This window comes from Streptomyces syringium, from assembly GCF_017876625.1.
Lineage (GTDB): Bacteria > Actinomycetota > Actinomycetes > Streptomycetales > Streptomycetaceae > Streptomyces > Streptomyces syringius.
On sequence record NZ_JAGIOH010000001.1, the window covers coordinates 1,728,386 to 1,746,036 of the forward strand.

Genomic DNA, 17,651 nt, shown 5'->3' on the forward strand with positions numbered 1-17,651 from the left:
GGGACTGTAGCGCGCCGACCTGGGGTACGTCACCGGCGCTGTGCACAGGCGGCTGTCCACAGGCGGCCACGGGCCCGGCCCCGGCCAGTAACCTCAGCGCTCATGGAGTCAAGGCATCTCGGCCGCACGGGACTGCGGGTTTCGAGGATCGGGCTCGGCACCCTCACCTGGGCCCGGGACACCGGCGAATTCGACGCCGCCGAGCAGCTCAAGGTGTTCTGGGAGGCGGGCGGCACCCTCGTCGACACCGCCGACGTCTACGCGGACGGCGGCGCGGAGTACCTCCTCGGCCGGCTGATGGAGGACCTCGTGCCGCGCCGCGATCTGGTCGTCGCGACCAAGGCGGGCAGCGTCCCGGACCCGGGCCGGCGCTTCGACGGCTCGCGGGGGCATCTGCTCTCGGCGCTCGACGCCTCGCTGACCCGGCTGGGCACGGACTACGTCGACCTGTGGCAGATCCACGCCTACGATCCCTTCACCCCGACCGAGGAGACGCTGCAGGCGCTCGACATGGCGGTGGGCAGCGGCCGGGCCCGCTATGCCGGGGTGTCCAACTTCTGCGGCTGGCAGCTCGCCAAGGCCGCCACCTGGCAGCTCGCCGGGCCGGGCACCCGTACCCGGCTGGCCAGCACACAGATGGAGTACTCGCTGCTGCAGCGCGGCATCGAGCGCGAGGTGCTGCCCGCGGCGCTCGACCTGGGCATCGGGGTGCTGCCGTCCTCGCCGCTCGGCCGGGGCGTGCTGACGGGCAAGTACCGCCACGGGACGCCCGTCGACTCGCGGGGGGCCTCCGACCACCTCGCCCCCTTCGTCGAGCCCTATCTGGACGCCGACGCCACCCGCGTCGTCGACGCCGTCACCACGGCCGCCCACGGGCTCGCCACGACCCCTTTGCAAGTGGCTCTCGCGTGGGTGCGCGACCGCCCCGGCGTGGTCGCCCCGATCGTAGGCGCGCGGAACGCGACGCAGCTCGAAGCCGCGTTGTCAGTGGAGAGCCTTACTCTTCCAGACGAGATCTGCCAGGCGCTCGACGATGTGTCGGCGCCCGTGCACCGCTATCCCGATCAGGACTGGAGCACGCTGTGAGTACCGACCGCGACCCCCTCGCCGTCGAGGACGCGTCCGCGCCCTCCCCCGAGGAGGCCGCCCCGGCCGGGACGGGCGAGCCGGGCGACGCCGCGTCACCGGCCACCCCCGCCGACGACACCGGGGCCGGGACGGACGGCGACGGTCGTGAGGCCGAGGACGGCCCGCGGGAGGAACGGTCCCCGCAGGAGCAGCCTGCTCCGGCGGCCGAGGCCGGAGCCGGGGCAGGGGCCGGGACCCCCGCACCGGGCGGCGGCAGCCGGTCCGCCGCCGCGGAGGCGCTGGCGGCCGCGGTGCGGGCCGTGGAGAGCGGGGAGCGCCCGGCGGCGTCGTTCTTCACCGGGCCGTCCGGCGGCAGGCGTGCCGCCGGTGCGCCGGCGCCGGGCAGCGGCGCCTCCCCCCGGCCCGAGCGGGCCGCCGCACCCGCGCCGACGGCGGCCGCGGCCCCCGCTCCCCCGCGCCCGGCCCTGCACATCAGCGCCGAAGGGCTCGACGGCGTACGGCAGGTACTGACCGCGGGCGGCGCTCCCGAGACGCTGGCCGGGCAGGTGGTCGGCGTGCTCGGGGAGCAGGCCGCCGAGACCCTGCGCGACGACCCCTGGCAGTTGCTGGCCGTCCCGGGCGTGCGCCCGGAGCAGGCGGACGGCTTCGCGCGGGCGCTGCTGGGCGCGGAGTGCGGTCCGGGTGACGAGCGCCGGGGCCAGGCCCTGGTCGGCTGGCTGCTGGAGCGCGCCGCGCTGGCCGGGCACACCGTCCTGGAGGCGTCGGTGCTGCGCACCGCGCTCGGCAAGCAGTCCGTGCCGGAGCCGGACGAGGCGCTGCAGAGCGCGCTCGCGGAGGGCTCGGTGCTGGTGTTCCAGGAGGCCCTGGAGACCCCGGGTGCCGCCCGTCCCGAGCCGGACGGCTCGGAGACGGAGGTCCCGGTCCGGCTGCTGCTGGGACTGGACCGCTACGCGATGGCGGAGGAAAGCCTGGCCGACGGCCTCGCCCGGCTGATCAGCACCCTGGGCGCGGAGCCGGCGCCCGCCGCCGCGGAGGCCGAGGCGGTCGCGGACAGCGGTGAGGACGGGCAGGAGGCCGGAGCGGACGGTGCCGGCTCCGGTGCCGGCTCCCCCACCGACAGCGGCCCGGCGTCACCCGCGGCGGACCCCGGCACGGGCTCCGGTGCGGCCGCCCCCGACTGGGAGGCCGCCGCTGCCGCCGCGCCCTCCCCCTCCGCCGGTGAGCTGATCCGGGCCGTCGCGTCCTCCGGGCTCGTGACGCACAGCGGTGGCGAGGCGGCCCGCGCGGAGCCCCTCGCCCTCGTCCTCGCGGCCCGCGCCCTGGGCCTGCGGGCCTGTGCCGCCGCGCACACCGAGGACGGCAAGCGGCGTCTCGTCGCGCTCGGCGACCCCGACGCGGTCACCGTCACCGGGCTGCTGTCCGGCCAGGAGGGCCCCGGGCGGGACGCCGAGGGCGCCCTCGCGCTCGATGTGCTCGCCGTACTGGACGCACCGCAGCTGGACGTGGAGACGGCGGCGATGCTGGTGGAGTCGCTGACGGACGGCACCCGGCTGGTGCTGAGCGGTGACCCCGGCGTGCTGTGGTCGGCCGGGCCGGGCCGGGTCTTCGCGGATGTGGTGGCCGCGCGGGCCTGCCCAGCGGTCGTCTCGCGCACCCCGGACGAGGGCCCGATCGGCGAGCTGGTGTCGGGGATCGGGGTCGGTGAGCTGACCACGGTGGACGCCCCCGGCAAGGAGGTCGTGATCGTCCCGGTCCGGGACGCGGGCGAAGCCGTCCACCGCACCGTGCAGCTCGTCGCGGACTCGGTGCCGCGCGCCATCGGCGTGCCCGCCGATCACACCCAGGTGATCACGCCGGGCCACGGCGGTGCCGTCGGCACCCGGGCGCTCAACGCGGCGCTGAAGGAGCGGCTCAACCCCGGGCCGGGCCGGTTCGGCGGCTTCGACCCGGGCGACCGCATCGCCTACGTACCGGCGCCGGGCCGTATGGTCCCCGGCACGGTCGTCTCGGCGGACGCGGCGGGGCTCCGGCTGGACTGCGCGGGCTCGCCCGTCGTCGTGCCGCCCGAGCGGGTGGGCGGCACGGTACGGCACGGCTGGGCCGTCACCGCGCACCAGGCGGCCGGTACGCGCTGGCCGGCGGCCGTGGTGGTGCTGCCCGGCGACGCCGCCCAGGAGCTGACGAGGGCGTGGATCTACACCGCGTTCAGCCGGGGCGAGCGGCATCTGTCGGTCGTGCACGGCGTGGACCAGGCGCTGCCCCGCGCGGTGGCCGAGATCCCGGCGAAGGAGCGGACCACCCGGCTGCGGTCCTTGCTGCGGGCCCCACAGTCCGAGGCGTGAGCTGACGGATGACCCCGGGGCGGGCCGCCGCCCGCGCCCCGGGGTCACCGCCCTCGGTGAGAGACGTCCCTCAGTGCCCGGGGCCCGGGGACCTCGCGGCCCCGTCCTGCTGCTCGGCACCGTCCGGGGCAGCCTCGTCGCCGTCCTCGTCGTCACCGTCCTCGTCGAGGTCGAGTTCCTCGTCGAAGACCGCGCTGACGTCGAAGCGGCAGATGACCCGCTGCGGATCGGCCTGGTCGAAGGGGGCGGACAGCCATTCACCGGGCTCGGCGGGGTCGTCGGCCGCCGCCACCCACAGGGTGGAATCGCCTTCCTCCAGGCCGAATTCCTTGTGCCGGGATGCGATCTCGTCCGGTTCGTACTCTCCGAAGAGCACCCCGAGGGCGGCGTGGACACTGCTGCCGACGAGGTCCGCCGCGTTCCCCGGCGAGCCCGGGGGCGCGTCGATGTCGGGATCGAGGTCGGCGACGCGCTGGGCCTGGGCGAGGAGCCGGTGTGGTTCGACCACCGCGTAGTCCCTGCGGATCAGCACACTGAGCGCGCTGGGCTCCTCGGGCCCGGCGTAGGCGGGCAGCGTGTCGTCACCGGGGATCTCGAAGGGTGTGACCTCGTCATAGGCGTCGTACAACAGCTCGTCGTACGCCTCGGCTGTCGCGGCCAGCTCGTTGAACGCGGCGTAGACAGCCGGATCGGTCGCCCCCGATCGGTGTTCGACGGCATCGAGGTGGCGGTCCAGCGCGGCTTTGACCGCCTCGGCGGCGGCGCGTACCTCGGCAGCGGTTGGCTGCGCAGCATCAGACATAGTGCAGACGCTATCCGCACCGAGCCCGTTCCCGCACAATAGATGCGATGCCGGAATACGAATTCTGTGATGTGTATGTGCCTCGAGGGGTCTCTCGAGGAGCAGCCACTCGCTTGCTGACCGACCATGCCGAGTACGGACACTGGGAGTTGGACCGACTGCGTCTTTATCCCGACGGCAGCCGCCGGGTGCGGCTGCGGCGTCGGATCATCCGCCAGGTGCGTGCCACGTGGTGAAAGCGTACGGAGCGGGCCCCGCCACTGCGGGGCCCGCTCCGTGCTGTCGGCCTGGCTGCCGGTCCCGGACTAGTGCCGTCCGGGATCAAGCGGTGTGATTCAGCCCTGCGCGGCACGCGCGCGGCGGTAGAGCACCGCGCCGCCGAGCAGGAGGCCCACGGCCGGGACCGCGATGCCGAGCTGGCCCGCACCGGTGTGCGCGAGCTCACTGGCCTTGGCCACCGGGAAGGAGGAGGCCTCCTCCTGGTGGGCGGCCTTCACCTCGGTGGGCGGCTTGGCGTGACCGGCCGGCTTGTGGCCGGGCTTCTCGGCCGTCGGGGTGTGCTTCGCCGGGGGCTTGTGACCGGGCTTCTCGGCGGGCGGGTTGTGCTTCGCCGGGGGCTCGTGCGGGGTCGGGTGGCCGGGCCGCTCGTGCGGCGGCTTGTGACCGGGACCCTGCGGGCCGTGACCGTGGGAGTGGCCGTTGTTGACGCACTCGTTGCCGGTGGCGGGGTTGCCGATGCCGACGACGTCGACGCTGTTCCCGCACGCGTTGACCGGCACCTGCACCGGCGCCTGGACGGTGTTGCCGGACGCGACGCCCGGCGAGCCGACGCTCTTGCCGTCGGCGCCGTGACCGCCGCCGTGGTGGCCGCCCTGGCCGTGACCGTGGTGACCCTGGCCGTTGCCGTGGTTGCCGTGGCCCTTGTCACCGTGCTTGCCGTGGCCGCCGGACACGTTGGCGCACTTGTTGCCCGAGGCGGGGTTGAGCAGCCCGACCACGTTCACCGTGTTGCCACAGGCGTTGACCGGCACGTGCACCGGGACCTGGACGGTGTTGCCGGACGCGACGCCCGGGGAGTGCGCGGCGGTACCCATGGCACCCGAGTCCGCGTGTGCGGCGTAGCCGCTGGTCACGGCGAATACGCCGCTTGCCGCCGCTGCTGTGAGCAAGCCCTTCTTGGCGACCTGTCGCATAGCTATTCCTTCTGCCTTCTACCAAGCGGAATGCGCACGGCCGAGTCGGCCGTGCGCCGAATACCCAGCAGCCCCGGAGCGCATGGCGCGCACTCCGGGGCCGCCTTGATTCACACCCTTACGGGCTGAGGAACAACGTCAGTGGTTGACGCAGGTGTTACCGAAGGTGGGGTTCAGCAGCCCGACGATGTTGAGCGTGTTGCCACAGGCGTTGACCGGCACCGAGACCGGCACCTGGACGACATTGCCGGACGCGATGCCGGGCGAGTTGACTGCAGCTCCCTGGGCGCCCGAGTGCGCAGCGGCCACGCCCGCGCCGGCGAGCACGAGACCACTGGTGGCAGCCGCAGCAGCGACGACCTTCTTGAGCATGGGTTCCTCCTTGTTGGCAATGCGGTCCCAGCCGCGGACCGCATAGATGTAACGACGAGGAGGTGGGCGAGCTACGTGATGCTTTGGCCATTCACCCTTTCCGGTTAAGTGCGCGGCAGAAGCGCACACGTTGGCGAAATACTCAGGCCTCGTCCAGGAACCGGTCGAGCACCCGCGCGCCGAACTTCAGTCCGTCGAGCGGCACTCGCTCGTCCACACCGTGGAACATCCCGGCGAAGTCCAGCTCCGGCGGCAGCTTGAGCGGCGCGAACCCGAAGCCGCGGATGCCCAGGTCGTCGAAGGACTTGGCGTCGGTGCCGCCCGAGAGCATGTACGGCACGGCACGCGCGATCGGGTCCTCGGCCCTGAGCGCCGTCTGCATGGCGTCGACCAGGTCGCCGTCGAAGGAGGTCTCCAGTGCCTTGTCGGCATGAACGTCCTCGCGCTTGACCTTTGGCCCGAGGATCCGGTCGAGGTCGGCAAGGAACTCCTCCTCGTACCCCGGCAGGAAGCGGCCGTCGACGTGGGCCGTCGCCTGCCCCGGGATCACATTGACCTTGTACCCCGCGCCGAGCATCGTCGGGGCGGCGGTGTTGCGCAGGGTCGCCCCGATGAGCTTCGCGATGCCGCCGAGCTTGGCGAGGGTGGCTTCCATGTCCTCGGGGTCGAGCGGGGTGCCGAGCGCGTCGGACAGCTCGTCGAGGAAGGACCGCACGGTCTTGGTCACCCGGACCGGGAACCGGTGCCGGCCGAGCCGGCCGACCGCCTCGCACAGCTCCGTGATCGCGTTGTCGGTGTTGGTCATGGAACCGTGCCCGGCGGTGCCCTCCACCGTGAGCCGCATCCAGTGCATGCCCTTCTGGGCGGTCTCCACCAGATACAGCCGCAGATTCTCGTTGACGGTGAAGGAGAAGCCGCCGACCTCGCTGATCGCCTCGGTCACCCCGTCGAAGAGCCCGGGGTGCTTGTCCACCAGGAAGCGGGCGCCGTAGGTGCCACCGGCCTCCTCGTCGGCGAGGAAGGCGAGGACGACGTCGCGCGGCGGCTTACGGCCGGAGCGCATCCGGTCGCGGACGACGGCGAGCGTCATCGCATCCATGTCCTTCATGTCGACCGCGCCGCGCCCCCACAGGCAGCCGTCCGCGATCTCGCCCGCGAAGGGGTGGTGGGTCCAGTCGTCGGCGTCGGCGGGCACGACGTCGGTGTGGCCGTGGATCAGCAGCGCGGGCCGGGAGGGGTCCTCGCCCTCGATCCGCGCCACCGTCGAGGCCCGCCCCTTGTGGGACTCGAAGATCTGGGGTTCGAGCCCCACCTCGGCGAGCTTCTCGGCGACGTACTCGGCGGCGGCGCGCTCGCCGGGGCCGGAGTGGTCGCCGTAGTTGCTGGTGTCGATCCGGATCAGATCACGACAGAGGTCGACGACCTCGTCCTCGGCGCTCGGGCCCGTTCCGCTACGGCCGGGCTTCGACTCGCTCACGCTGCCTCCTCGTGGTTCGCCGCCGGGAGCCGCCACAGCCCGGCGGCCCCGGCGTGGGTCCACGGCCATCCTCTCTCTCCCACCCGCACAGCCCAAGGCCGCAATGCTGCCGACACACGCCCGTCACGAGTCCCCCGGGAGCGCCCGGCCGGGTGATCGAGCACCCCTGGATGTTTGCTATTGTTTTCCTTGTCGGAAGGGCAGCGGCCCCGAAGACAGACACCTTGTCCGGGTGGCGGAATGGCAGACGCGCTAGCTTGAGGTGCTAGTGCCCTTTATCGGGCGTGGGGGTTCAAGTCCCCCCTCGGACACCAGTGAAAAACCCCAGCTCAGCTGGGGTTTTTTGGTTTTTGCGGCCAGGTGGGACCCGCGCCGTGCGCGGAAGGTCAGCCGGCGCAGGTGGTCGGGGTGGCGTGGGCGGGGTCGAGGGCGTTGGTGATCTCGTGGAAGGCCAGGCGGTCGACGACGCCGATCGCCACGTGCCCGGAGAGGTCGAGCGAGCAGCGGTCCTGGATGAGGATGTTGGTGACGTCGGGGCCGGAGAGATATCCGGACCGGTAGGGCGTGACGATCTCGTCGTACTTCGTCGCGATCACCGTGTAGCGGACGCCGGGCACGGTGTCGCCGCCCTCGTTCAGGCGCCGCAGGAAGTCGGAGCCCGTCGCCTGGTCGGTCAGTCCGGGGGTGAGGCCGTGTATCGCGTCCCGGGCGCCGGGGACGATGTCGAGGAGCTTGGTCAGGCCGAGCAGGGTCGTGCCGTGGTTGTCGGGGGCGATGCCGACGAGGGCGTTCACCTTGGCCGCGCCGCCGAGGAATTTGAGGTAGTGGCGGGGCATCAGGGCGCCCTGGGAGTGGCCGACCAGGTCGGCCTTGCGCGCGCCGGTGGCCGCCAGGACCTTGTCGACGAACGCGGAGAGCTGTTCGGCCGACTTCGCGACCGGGCCGAGGCCGTGGAAGAAGGGCACGCCCGGCAGTTGTCCGTAGTCGAGGGAGAAGACGCAGTAGCCGCGGTCCACCAAGTGGGGGGCGAGGGTGACCCAGTTGTCGACGGAGTTGGCGAGCGTGCCGTGGACGAGGACGACGGGCCGGGGGTGGGCGGCGGTGGGCTTGCAGGAGTAGTCGTTCCACCCGCTGGTCACGGCCGGGGCGCGGGTGGGGGCGGCGGCCGCGGCGCTCGGGGCCGCCACGGCGGCGAACGCCAGGGCGAGAGCGGGCAGCAGGGTGCGGAGGGGTCTCCAGGTCAGCGTCATCCGAACACCTCGTGAGGGAGTGATGAGCACACTGATGTCCACCCGGTGATCCGGGTGGCGGCAGGCCGGAAAGCGGGCTGAGAGCCCGTCACGTTACTTCCGAGTAGGATGCGGGCTTGTCAGGCACCCGTCAATACATGCGACCCGAACGACTCATCGGCCCCTGCGCTCACTCACGCCACGTCCAGCGTCGCCGCGGGCCCCACCGCGGCCACCCCGAAGCGCGCCCGCGCCCGGTCGACGGCCGCCTCGACGCGGTACGCCTTGTCGTCCGCGAGGTCGAACGTCAGCTGGCGCGAGGCGAGCGCGGCGTCGCCGAGCCCCTCCGCGCGCAGCGCCACGGACCGCACCCGGGCACGCTGCAGTCCGAGTGCGCCGTGCAGCGCGTATGCCGTGGCGGTCAGCGCCGGGGTGTGCGCGGTGGGCTCGGCGAAGGTCCTGGAGCGGGTGGTCGAGGAGCCGTCGGCGTAGCGGACGGTGAGCGTCAGTCCGCGGGCCACCTGCCGGCCCTCCCGCAGCCGGGCCCCCAGGCCGTCGGCGAGCGTGAGCAGCGCGCGGCGCCGGTACTCCGCGTCCAGTTCGTCGTGGGTGAAGCGGTGTTCGGCACCCATCGAGCGGGCCCGTTCGTCGGGGGTGACGGGGGTCGGGTCGAGGCCGTGCGCCCGTTCGTGGATCCGGCGCCCGGCGGTCGCGCCGAGGATGCGCTGCAGCGCGGACAGCGGTGCCGCGGCGATCCGGCCGATGCTGTCGAGGCCGTACGAGCAGAGGGTGCGGGCGGTGGCGGGCCCCACACCGTAGAGCGCGGCGGCGGGCTTGCGCGCGAGGAACGCCGCCACCGCCTCCGGGTCACCGGGGAGTTCGCGGACCGCTCCGGGCGCCCCGTCCTGCGCGGCCATCCGCGCGAGCATCGGGTTGTCCGCGATCCCGACCGTGCAGTCCACGCTGTAGTGGGCGAGCGTGCGTACGCGCAACAGCTCGGCGAGCTCGGCCGCGTCGTGCCCGAAGTAGCGCACGGCGCCGCGGACGTCCATCAGCGCGGCGTCGGGGGGCAGCGCCTGAACGACGGGCGTCACCTCGGCGAGGAGGGCGAGCAGGCCGTCGTAGGTCTCCTCGTCCAGGGCAGTGCCCGTGCCGCCGGCGGCATGGAAGTGCACGTACAGGACGGTGGCTCCGCCCCCGGTTTCGGGAAGGGGCGGGACCGGGGAAAGCCTTCGCGTGTTCATCCCGCACTCCCCTGGCTCGCGTGCCACAGCTTGCGCCCCGTGGCCGCCCCTTCACCCGCGGGCCGCAGATCCGCCCACGGGTGCATGGCGTAGCCGGTGGGCAGGTGGATCCGGCGGTCCGGTCCGGCGGGGGCCGGCTCGGCCGCGGATCCGGCCAGCACCGCGGCCACCGCGCCCAGGCCGCCCTCCGCGCGCAGCGCGGTGAGCTCCGCCAGGTCCCACGCCGCCGCGCCCACCACGCTGAGGCTGCGCGGTCCGCGGCGCTGCACCACCCCGCGGACCAGCAGCAGCCAGGAGTGGAAGACCGTGTGCGCGCACGCGGCGTGGGAGTCGTCGAAGAAGGCGCAGTCGACCAGGCCGGTGCCGTCGTCGAGGGTGGCGAAGACGACCCGCTTGCCCGAGCGGATCGGCGGGGTCTGGACGGCGGCCTTGGCGCCCGCGACCAGGACGGTCTCGCCGTGCCGCGCGTCGCGCAGCCGCTTCGCCGGCAGTGCGCCCAGCTCCGCCAGGAACTCCCGGTGGTCGGACATCAGATGGCGGGAGGTGTCCATGCCGAGCACGCTCAGCTCCGCACCGAGGCGCTCGGCGTCGTCGAGGTCGGGCAGCCCGGCCGGTTCGGCCCGCGCGCTGTCGACCAGCGGCAGCTGGGCCGTGGCGCCGCGCTGCCGCCGGTGGAGTTCGGCGATGTGCAGGAGCAGGTCCCGGCGGTTGGTGCCGAAGGCGTCCAGCGCCCCGACCCGCGCGAGCCGTTCGGCGACGGGCCGGGAGGGGTGGGCGCGCAGCCACAGGTCCTGGAGGGAGGTGTACGGGCGGCCGGCCGTGATCCGGCCCGTCTCGGCCTCGGTGATGCCGTGCACCTCGGAGAGCGCGAGCCGGATGCCGTACCCCTCCTTCTCGGACACCAGTTCGATCCGATAGGCCGCCGCCGACCGGTTCACGTCCAGCGGCAGGATCGGTACCCCGCGTCGCCGCGCGTCCGCCAGCAGCAGTCGTTTCGGGTACATCCCCGGGTCGTGGGTGAGCAGCCCGGCGTAGAAGGCCGCCGGGTGGTGCGCCTTCAGCCAGGCCGACTGGTAGGTGGGCACGGCGAAGGCGACGGCGTGCGCCTTGCAGAAGCCGTACGAACCGAAGGCCTCGACGATCTCCCAGGTGCGGCGGGCGACGTCGGGCGGGTAGCCGCGCCCCGCCGCCTCGGCCGCGAACCAGGCCCGCACCCGGCCCAGCAGCTCGGGGTCGGACAGCGCGCGGCGCGTCTCGTCCGCGAAGTCCCGGTCGCAGCCGGTCATGATCCGCAGGATCTCGATGATCTGCTCGTGGAAGACGACCACGCCGTAGGTCTCGCCCAGCGCCTCCGCCAGGTCCGGGTGCGGGAGGCGGACGGGTGCCCGTCCGTGCCGGGCGTCGATGAAGGGCCGCACCATGTCGGCCGAGACCGGGCCCGGCCGGAAGAGCGAGATGTCGACCACGAGGTCGTGGAAGGTCGAGGGCTGGAGCCGCCCGATCAGGTCCCGCTGGCCGGGTGATTCGATCTGGAAGCAGCCGAGCGTCTCGGTGGACCGGATCAGCTCGTAGGTCGCCCGGTCGCCCGGCTTCACCTGGGCGGGGTCGTCCAGGTCCAGCCGGTGCCCGGTGGCCCGTTCGATCTCCCCCACCGCGTGCGCCATCGCGGACTGCATCCGCACCCCCAGGACATCGAGCTTGAGCAGCCCGAGGTCCTCCACGTCGTCCTTGTCGAACTGGGACATCGCGAACCCCTCGCCGCTGGTCGGCACGACGGGGGTACGGCCGCGCAGGGTCGCGTCCGACAGCAGCACCCCGCACGGGTGCATGGCGATCCCGCGCGGCAGCGCGTCCAGCGCCTCGACGAGGCCCCACAGCCTGGTGTCGGCGGGCCCGTACCGTCCGGCGGCGACACCGCGCAGCTCGGGCAGCTCCGCCAGGGCGGCCCGGGCGTCGCGCGCCCGGATGTGCGGGAAGGCCTTGGCGAGCCGGTCCACCTCGGCGGGTTCCATGCCGAGGGCCGCGCCCACGTCCCGCACGGCGTGCCGCACCCGGTAGGTCTCGGGCATGGCGACGGTCGCGACCCGCTCGGCGCCGAACCGGTCGAAGATCGCGCGGTAGACGTCCAGGCGGCGCGCGGACTCGACGTCGATGTCGATGTCGGGCAGCGCGGCCCGGTGCCTCGACAGGAAGCGCTCCATCAGCAGGCCGTGCTCGACGGGGTCGGCGTGGGTGATGCCCAGCAGATGGTTGACGAGGGAGCCCGCGCCGGAGCCCCGGGCGGCGACCCGGATGCCGAGCGCCCGGGTGTCGTCGACGACCTGGGCGACGGTGAGGAAGTACGAGGCGAAGCCGCGCTGCTCGATGGTGCGCAGTTCGAGATCCAGCCGGTCCCAGTAGCGGCGGTCGCGGTCGTGGCGGCGCAGCACCAGGCCCGCCGCGCAGCGGGAGCGCAGCACCCGGTCGGCGGTGCGCGGCCCGGCTCCGACCAGGTGGGGCTCGGGGAAGTGGACGGACCCCAGACCCAGGTGGTCCTCGGGGTCGACGAGACACGCGGCGGCGGTCTCCTCGGTCATGGTGAGCAGCCGGTGCGCGGTGTCGCGCCGGAAGCCGGCGGCCTCCGCGATCCGGCCGGCGAGGGCGGCCATGTCGCCGGGCCCCTTGAGCCAGCGCTCACCGCTGTCGAGCCCTTCGGGCCTGCGGAGGTCGATCGGCACCAGCCGCCGGGCCGCGTCGAGGACGTCGGCGACGGGGCCCTGCCCGGGGTCGGCGTAGCGCACGGCGTTGGTCAGGACGGCCCGTACGCCCTGTTCGACGGCGAAGCCGGTGGTACGGGCGGCGAGCCGCAGGGAACCGGGACCGGTGCCGGTGCGGCCGTGGCAGACGACCTCCAGCCGCAGGGCGGCACCGAACACTTCACGCCAGGGGGCGAGCAGCCGCGCGGCCCGGTCGGGGCGGCCGGCGGCGAGCGCGCGACCGACCTCGGAGTCCGCGCCGAGCAGCACGGTGACCGGGGAGTCCCCGGTCGTGGCGGCCGCCGCGCCGGAGAGACCGGAAAGACCGGAGAGACCCGAAAGATCCGAGAGGCCGGAGAGAGCCGAGAGGTCTTCCCAGGTCAGTTCGGGCCGGTCGGTGCCGCCCGCGTGGGCGGCGGAGACCAGCCCGCACAGCGCCGCCCAGCCGGCCGCGCCGTCCCGGGCGAGGAAGACCGCGCGGGGCGCGGACTCGTCGACGAACGCCCCGCCGCGCACGGGGGTGCGCCGCCGGACGGTCGGGCTGGCCTCGGGCTCGGGTTCCCGGACGGCCAGGTCCACGCCGAACAGCGGCCGGACCCCGGCCTTCGCGCTCGCCTTGGCGAACCGGACCGTACCGGCGAGGCTGTCGCGGTCGGTGAGGGCGATCGCGTCCATGCCGCGCTCGGCGGCCCGCTCGGCCAGCCGTTCCGGGTGCGAGGCCCCGTACCGCATCGAGAACCCCGACGCGGTGTGCAGGTGCGTGAACCCTGCCATCGCACCTCCTGCGCTTGTGCACCCCCTGACCGATCCGGAGCCCCTCCGGTATCCACCATAAACCAACTCTCGAACGTTCGTACGAATGAATTCGGCCGCCCAGGCCTGCCGGCCATCCCTCGGTCGCGACGGCGACCGAGGGATGGCCGGGGCCGTCGGTTCCGGCAGCCGGTCTCAGAGCGATCTCAGAGCGATCTCAGAGCATGATGAGCAGACGCGTCTTCGGCTTGAGCTTCCTGTTCACCGAACGGCTCTGCACATAGACCTCCAGCTTCGGGTTGTTCCCCGCCTTCACCGAGACGGTCCCCTGGATGCCCGCACCGAACAGAAGGCTGCGCGCCGCGTCGCCCGTGTAGGCGCGGTCGGTGTCCTTCTCCACCACGATGACTTCTTTGTTCGGCTGGACCTGGGCCCGGGCGCCCAGCTGGTAGTAACAGGCACCGCGCTCGTACGTCACGCCGGGATGCGATTCGACGAAGGGGCGGATCTCGGCCTCCTTGTCGACCTTCAGGAGCCGGTACATATTCGCGGGAATCGGTTCGAGATTCGCCCGCACCTCGTCGATCGATATGTCCTGGCCGACGGCGAACAGATTCTTTGTGCCGCGCACCCCCTGCTCGCGGGCGCGCAGGAAACTGGTGGCGGCGGCGCGCACGGTGCCGATGGCCTCCTCGACGCCCTCCTGGGAATCCGCATCCCAGATGGCGATGTTTCCGGCCGGGAAACCGTAGTTCTGGGCGGTCCGCTTGGCCAGGGAGTTCGGCACGAGAATCGCGGAAGTCCAATGGCCCGGGAGCCCGCCCATCTTCGCCGCGATCCTGTCGAGCCACGGGCCGAGGATGGCCATGTCGCCGTCGTGCCGCCGGTCGCCACCGGAGGCGTTTTCCTCACCATCCGTCACCACGATCTGGAGGAAGCTGTGCTCACCGTATTCCTCCCAGATATGCCCCAGGTCGTCCAGGGACTTCAGAGAAGCCTCGATGAGGGCGGTAGCGCCATTGTTGACCCGGTACAGCCCGCGCATGGACGGCAGATGCTTCACGTCCATGTCCCACACCAGATTCTCCACCTTGTGGTCGAAGGAGTAGAGGCTGATCCGGGTCTCATGGCCGAGGCTGTCCGATTCGGCTTTCAGCCCCGCCACGAACTCATCCACCACACGCACCAGTTGATTCTGGTGCGGACGCATGGAACCAGAACAGTCCACGACCAGCGCGACGTGATTCACCTTGTGCTGAATCCTGTTGGCGGACATGTTGGTGCTCCTTCTCCGAAGTTCGCCGAGTGATTTCACTGTATGGGGAGGCACTGACAACGGCGTCTGACGCTCCAGCACCTGCCGCCCGCTCCGGCGGGGCGCTGCGCACCCGCACCCCGGCCCGCCCGAACGGCCCACGCCACCTGCGGCGATCCCTCGTGGCCCGCACCATGAGGACAAAGGATCACACCGGAGTACGAACCGGCGCGGCGAGGAGCGACGCATGGCCAGCTATACGACCGGCGGCACCCACCCCTCCTTCCTCCAGGAGGTGCGGAACGCGGTGACCGGCCGTGCCGCGCTGCTGGTGACCGGGGTCCTGGTGCTTCAGCTCGCGTTCATCACCTCCTATATCGGTGCCTTCCACAGCCCCAAGCCCACCGACATCCCGCTCGGCGTCGTCGCCCCCCAGCAGATCAGCGGGCAGCTGACGGAGAAGTTCGGCGCACTGCCGGGCGACCCCCTCGACCCGCGCGCCGTCGGCGACCGGGCGCAGGCCGAGCGGCAGATCCGCGACCGGGAGACCGACGCGGCGCTGATCGTCGACCCGCGCGGCAGCACCGACACCCTGCTCGTCGCCAGTGGCGCGGGCGCCTCGCTCTCCCAGGCCGTCGAGACGGTCGTCACCCGCGCCGAGCGGGCCGAGCAGCGCAAGGTGAAGGTCGTCGACATCGCCCCCGCCGCCCGGGGCGACGCCCGGGGGCTGTCCTCGTTCTACCTGGTGGTGGGCTGGTGCGTGGGCGGGTACCTGTGCGCCGCGATCCTCGCCATCAGCGCCGGCGCGCGCCCCGCCAACCCCCGGCGGGCCTTCATCCGGCTGGCCGCGCTCGCCCTCTACTCGATCGCCTCGGGCCTGGGCGGCGCCCTCATCGCGGGCCCGGTCCTCGACGCGCTGCCCGGCAGCATCCCCGGCCTGTGGGGGGTGGGCGCGCTGGTGGTCTTCGCGGTCGGCGCCACCACGCTGGCGCTCCAGGGGCTGGCGGGCGTCCTCGGCATCGGCCTCGCCATCGCGGTGGTCGTGGTGATGGGCAATCCGAGCGCGGGCGGCGCCTACCCCTATCCGCTGCTGCCGGGCTTCTGGCGGGCCGTCGGCCCCGCCCTCCCGCCGGGCGCCGGCACCTGGTCCGCCCGCTCCATCGCCTACTTCGGGGGCAACGCGCTGACCGGCCCGCTGCTGGTGCTGTCCGCGTGGGCGGCGGCGGGCACCGTGATTACTTTCGTCTGCGCCGTGTTCCGGCGGAAGACGCACGGCATGACGCCCTCTTGAGGCTCCGGGCCCGGCGCTTGGAAGCACGCGCGCGCCGACAGATGCTCTGGTGAGCGGTGGTGCCGGCCGGGCCGCGAGGCCACCCTGGTGAGGTGGGCTCGGACTGCGGAGGCGCGCCGACGCCTCCGGCGGAAGGGGGAGGCGGCTGTGGCGTTCGGAACGGGCGATGACCGGGGCGGAGTCCGGCGGCCACGCCGCTGGGACCGCGCCGTGGTGATCGGCGGCGGCTACGCGGGACTGCTCGCCGCCCGGGTGCTCTCGGAGACCTTCGCCCGTGTCACCATCCTCGAGCGCGACCGGCTGCGCCCCGGCGGCGGCCCGCGCGACGGGGTGCCGCAGGCCCATCATCCGCACGGCATGCTCGCCCACGGCGGCCAGCTGCTGGAGGCCCTCTTCCCCGGTCTGCGCGGCGAGCTCGCCGCCCTCAAGGCCCCCGTCTTCGACTTCGGCACGTCCTACCGCACCCTGCTGCCCACCGGCTGGGCGCCGCGCACCCCCCTGGGCATACCGCTGCAGTCGTTCAGCCGGCCCACGCTGGAGGACCGGCTGCGCAGGCGCGTGAGCGCGCTGCCCGGGGTGCACACCCTCGACGGCTTCCACGCCGACGGCCTGGTCATCGACCGCGGCACCAACCAGGCGCGCGCGGTCACCGGCCGCCGGCTCTCCCAGCGGCCCAGCGCCGACAGCCTCACCATCGAGGCCGATCTGATCGTGGACGCCACCGGGCACGCCTCCCGGCTGCCCCGCTGGCTGGAGAAGGCCGACTTCCCCCGTCCCGAGCAGCTCGTCGTCGACGCCCGGCTCACCTACACCTCACGGCTGTACCGGATTCCCGAGACCGGGCAGCGGCACGACTGGCTCGCCTCCGTCGAAGCCCCGTACGCCCCCGGCGTGCCGCGCGGCGGCGGCATCCTCACCGTCGACGGCGGGCGCTGGATCGTCTGCCTCATCGCGGCGGCCGGCGACCTGCCCCCCACGGACGAGGCGGGGTTCAAGGAGTTCGCGGCGACGCTGCGCAATCCCGATGTCGCCGCGTGCGTGGCGGAGGGCACACCGCTCTCCCGTGCCCACCGCTACAGCCACCCCGGCAACCGCTGGACGCTCTTCCACAAGGTGACCCCCTGGCCGGACGGGCTGATCGCGCTCGGCGACTCGGTGTGCACCTTCAACCCCGTCTACGGCCAGGGGATGACCGTCGCCGCCGCCGAGGCCACGCTGCTGCGCAGCATGGTCCGGCAGTGCGCCACGGCCGGGGATCCGGCCGGGCTCGCCCAGCGGTTCCAGCGGCGCTGCGCCCGGATCGTCCGCGTGCCGTGGACGCTGGCCACCGGAGTCGACCCGGCCGGCCGTGCCTGCCGGCCGTCGATGGTCCACCGGATCGCCCGCTGGTACGTGCTCAACCTCCTCGCCGTCCTCCCCGACGACCCCGCGGTCTACCGCAGGTTCGCCCGCGTCCAGCACATGCTCGGCAGCCCGGCGGGCCTGGTCCACCCGGCGGTGCTGCTGCGTCTGCTCCGTGCCGCCCCGCGCAGGGACACGCTGCGGCCGCTGCCCGGGCCGGTGCTCGGCCCCCTGGCGGGTCCCCTGTCGGGGCCGCTGTCCGGGCCGCTGCCCGGCGAGTGAGGCCACGGGCGGCGGCGCGGAGCACCGTCCCGCGCCACCGCCCGTCCCCTCCACGAGCGGCGGCGCGGAGTTTTCACCCCGGAGGTCACATCGTCGCGGCGAGCAGCTCCCGCGTACAGACGGCCTTCTGACCGCGGGTCACGATGACGGGGTGAGCGCGAGGGGCAGCGGCGGTGTCGGAAAATCGAGCGGCACATCGCATACGAACGTGGAGGCGGAGCCGGGCGGGCGTGAGGGGTGACATCC

General features: G+C 73.3%; 13 protein-coding genes and 1 tRNA gene. 6 read left to right on the top strand and 8 right to left on the bottom strand.

Annotation, left to right across the window (positions count from 1 at the left end; genetic code table 11):
• Positions 1-102 precede the first annotated feature (102 nt).
• Both JO379_RS07625 and JO379_RS07630 read left to right on the top strand, forming a co-directional pair.
• The gene (locus JO379_RS07625) at positions 103-1,086 is read left to right on the top strand and encodes an aldo/keto reductase (protein WP_209514402.1); all 984 of its coding nucleotides are present in this window, start codon (positions 103-105) and stop codon (positions 1,084-1,086) included.
• Positions 1,083-3,431 carry a helix-hairpin-helix domain-containing protein gene (locus JO379_RS07630; RefSeq protein WP_209514405.1) on the top strand — a complete coding sequence of 783 codons (2,349 nt, stop codon included), beginning with the start codon at positions 1,083-1,085 and terminating at the stop codon, positions 3,429-3,431. Before JO379_RS07625 ends, JO379_RS07630 begins: the two co-directional genes overlap by 4 nt.
• A gap of 70 nt (positions 3,432-3,501) precedes the next feature.
• On the opposite strand, the gene JO379_RS07635 is transcribed toward JO379_RS07630, so the two are convergent.
• Positions 3,502-4,233, bottom strand: a complete 732-nt coding sequence (locus JO379_RS07635) for a hypothetical protein (RefSeq protein ID WP_209514407.1) — start codon at positions 4,231-4,233, stop codon at positions 3,502-3,504.
• Positions 4,234-4,280: 47 nt separating this feature from the next.
• Here JO379_RS07635 and JO379_RS07640 point away from each other — a divergent pair, with 47 nt between their 5' ends.
• Positions 4,281-4,469, top strand: a complete 189-nt coding sequence (locus JO379_RS07640) for a DUF5703 family protein (RefSeq protein WP_106678739.1) — start codon at positions 4,281-4,283, stop codon at positions 4,467-4,469.
• A gap of 99 nt (positions 4,470-4,568) precedes the next feature.
• Here the strand turns inward: JO379_RS07640 and JO379_RS07645 are convergent, their stop codons facing one another.
• From JO379_RS07645 to JO379_RS07655, 3 genes are all read right to left on the bottom strand, one after another.
• Positions 4,569-5,426: a chaplin gene (locus tag JO379_RS07645; RefSeq protein WP_130877010.1), complete on the bottom strand. Its 858-nt coding sequence runs from the start codon at positions 5,424-5,426 to the stop codon at positions 4,569-4,571.
• 138 nt (positions 5,427-5,564) lie between these two features.
• Complete coding sequence (locus tag JO379_RS07650; protein ID WP_130877011.1) at positions 5,565-5,798, bottom strand: chaplin; 234 nt, start codon at positions 5,796-5,798, stop codon at positions 5,565-5,567.
• Between the two features lie 142 nt (positions 5,799-5,940).
• On the bottom strand, positions 5,941-7,275 hold the full coding sequence (locus JO379_RS07655; RefSeq protein ID WP_209514409.1) for a M20/M25/M40 family metallo-hydrolase: 1,335 nt from the start codon (positions 7,273-7,275) through the stop codon (positions 5,941-5,943).
• 226 nt (positions 7,276-7,501) lie between these two features.
• Between JO379_RS07655 and JO379_RS07660 the strand changes: the two genes are divergently transcribed.
• Positions 7,502-7,589, top strand: a tRNA-Leu gene (locus JO379_RS07660).
• Between the two features lie 72 nt (positions 7,590-7,661).
• Here JO379_RS07660 and JO379_RS07665 read toward each other — a convergent pair.
• The 4 genes from JO379_RS07665 to JO379_RS07680 form a co-directional block, all read right to left on the bottom strand.
• A complete protein-coding gene (locus JO379_RS07665; RefSeq protein WP_209514411.1) occupies positions 7,662-8,525 on the bottom strand; it encodes an esterase/lipase family protein in 864 nt (287 codons plus the stop codon).
• Between the two features lie 173 nt (positions 8,526-8,698).
• Positions 8,699-9,748, bottom strand: a complete 1,050-nt coding sequence (locus JO379_RS07670; RefSeq protein WP_130877015.1) for a DNA polymerase Y family protein — start codon at positions 9,746-9,748, stop codon at positions 8,699-8,701.
• On the bottom strand, positions 9,745-13,257 hold the full coding sequence (locus JO379_RS07675; protein WP_209514412.1) for a DNA polymerase III subunit alpha: 3,513 nt from the start codon (positions 13,255-13,257) through the stop codon (positions 9,745-9,747). The genes JO379_RS07670 and JO379_RS07675 overlap by 4 nt, the downstream gene beginning before the upstream one ends.
• Positions 13,258-13,453: 196 nt before the next feature.
• Positions 13,454-14,512, bottom strand: coding sequence for a vWA domain-containing protein (locus JO379_RS07680; protein WP_130877017.1), 1,059 nt, complete (start codon positions 14,510-14,512; stop codon positions 13,454-13,456).
• Positions 14,513-14,738: 226 nt separating this feature from the next.
• Here JO379_RS07680 and JO379_RS07685 point away from each other — a divergent pair, with 226 nt between their 5' ends.
• Both JO379_RS07685 and JO379_RS07690 read left to right on the top strand, forming a co-directional pair.
• Positions 14,739-15,782, top strand: a complete 1,044-nt coding sequence (locus JO379_RS07685) for a DUF3533 domain-containing protein (RefSeq protein ID WP_209514414.1) — start codon at positions 14,739-14,741, stop codon at positions 15,780-15,782.
• Positions 15,783-15,929: 147 nt separating this feature from the next.
• Positions 15,930-17,405 (top strand): NAD(P)/FAD-dependent oxidoreductase, encoded by a 1,476-nt coding sequence (locus JO379_RS07690; protein WP_209514417.1) that lies wholly within the window; start codon positions 15,930-15,932, stop codon positions 17,403-17,405.
• Positions 17,406-17,651 lie beyond the last annotated feature (246 nt).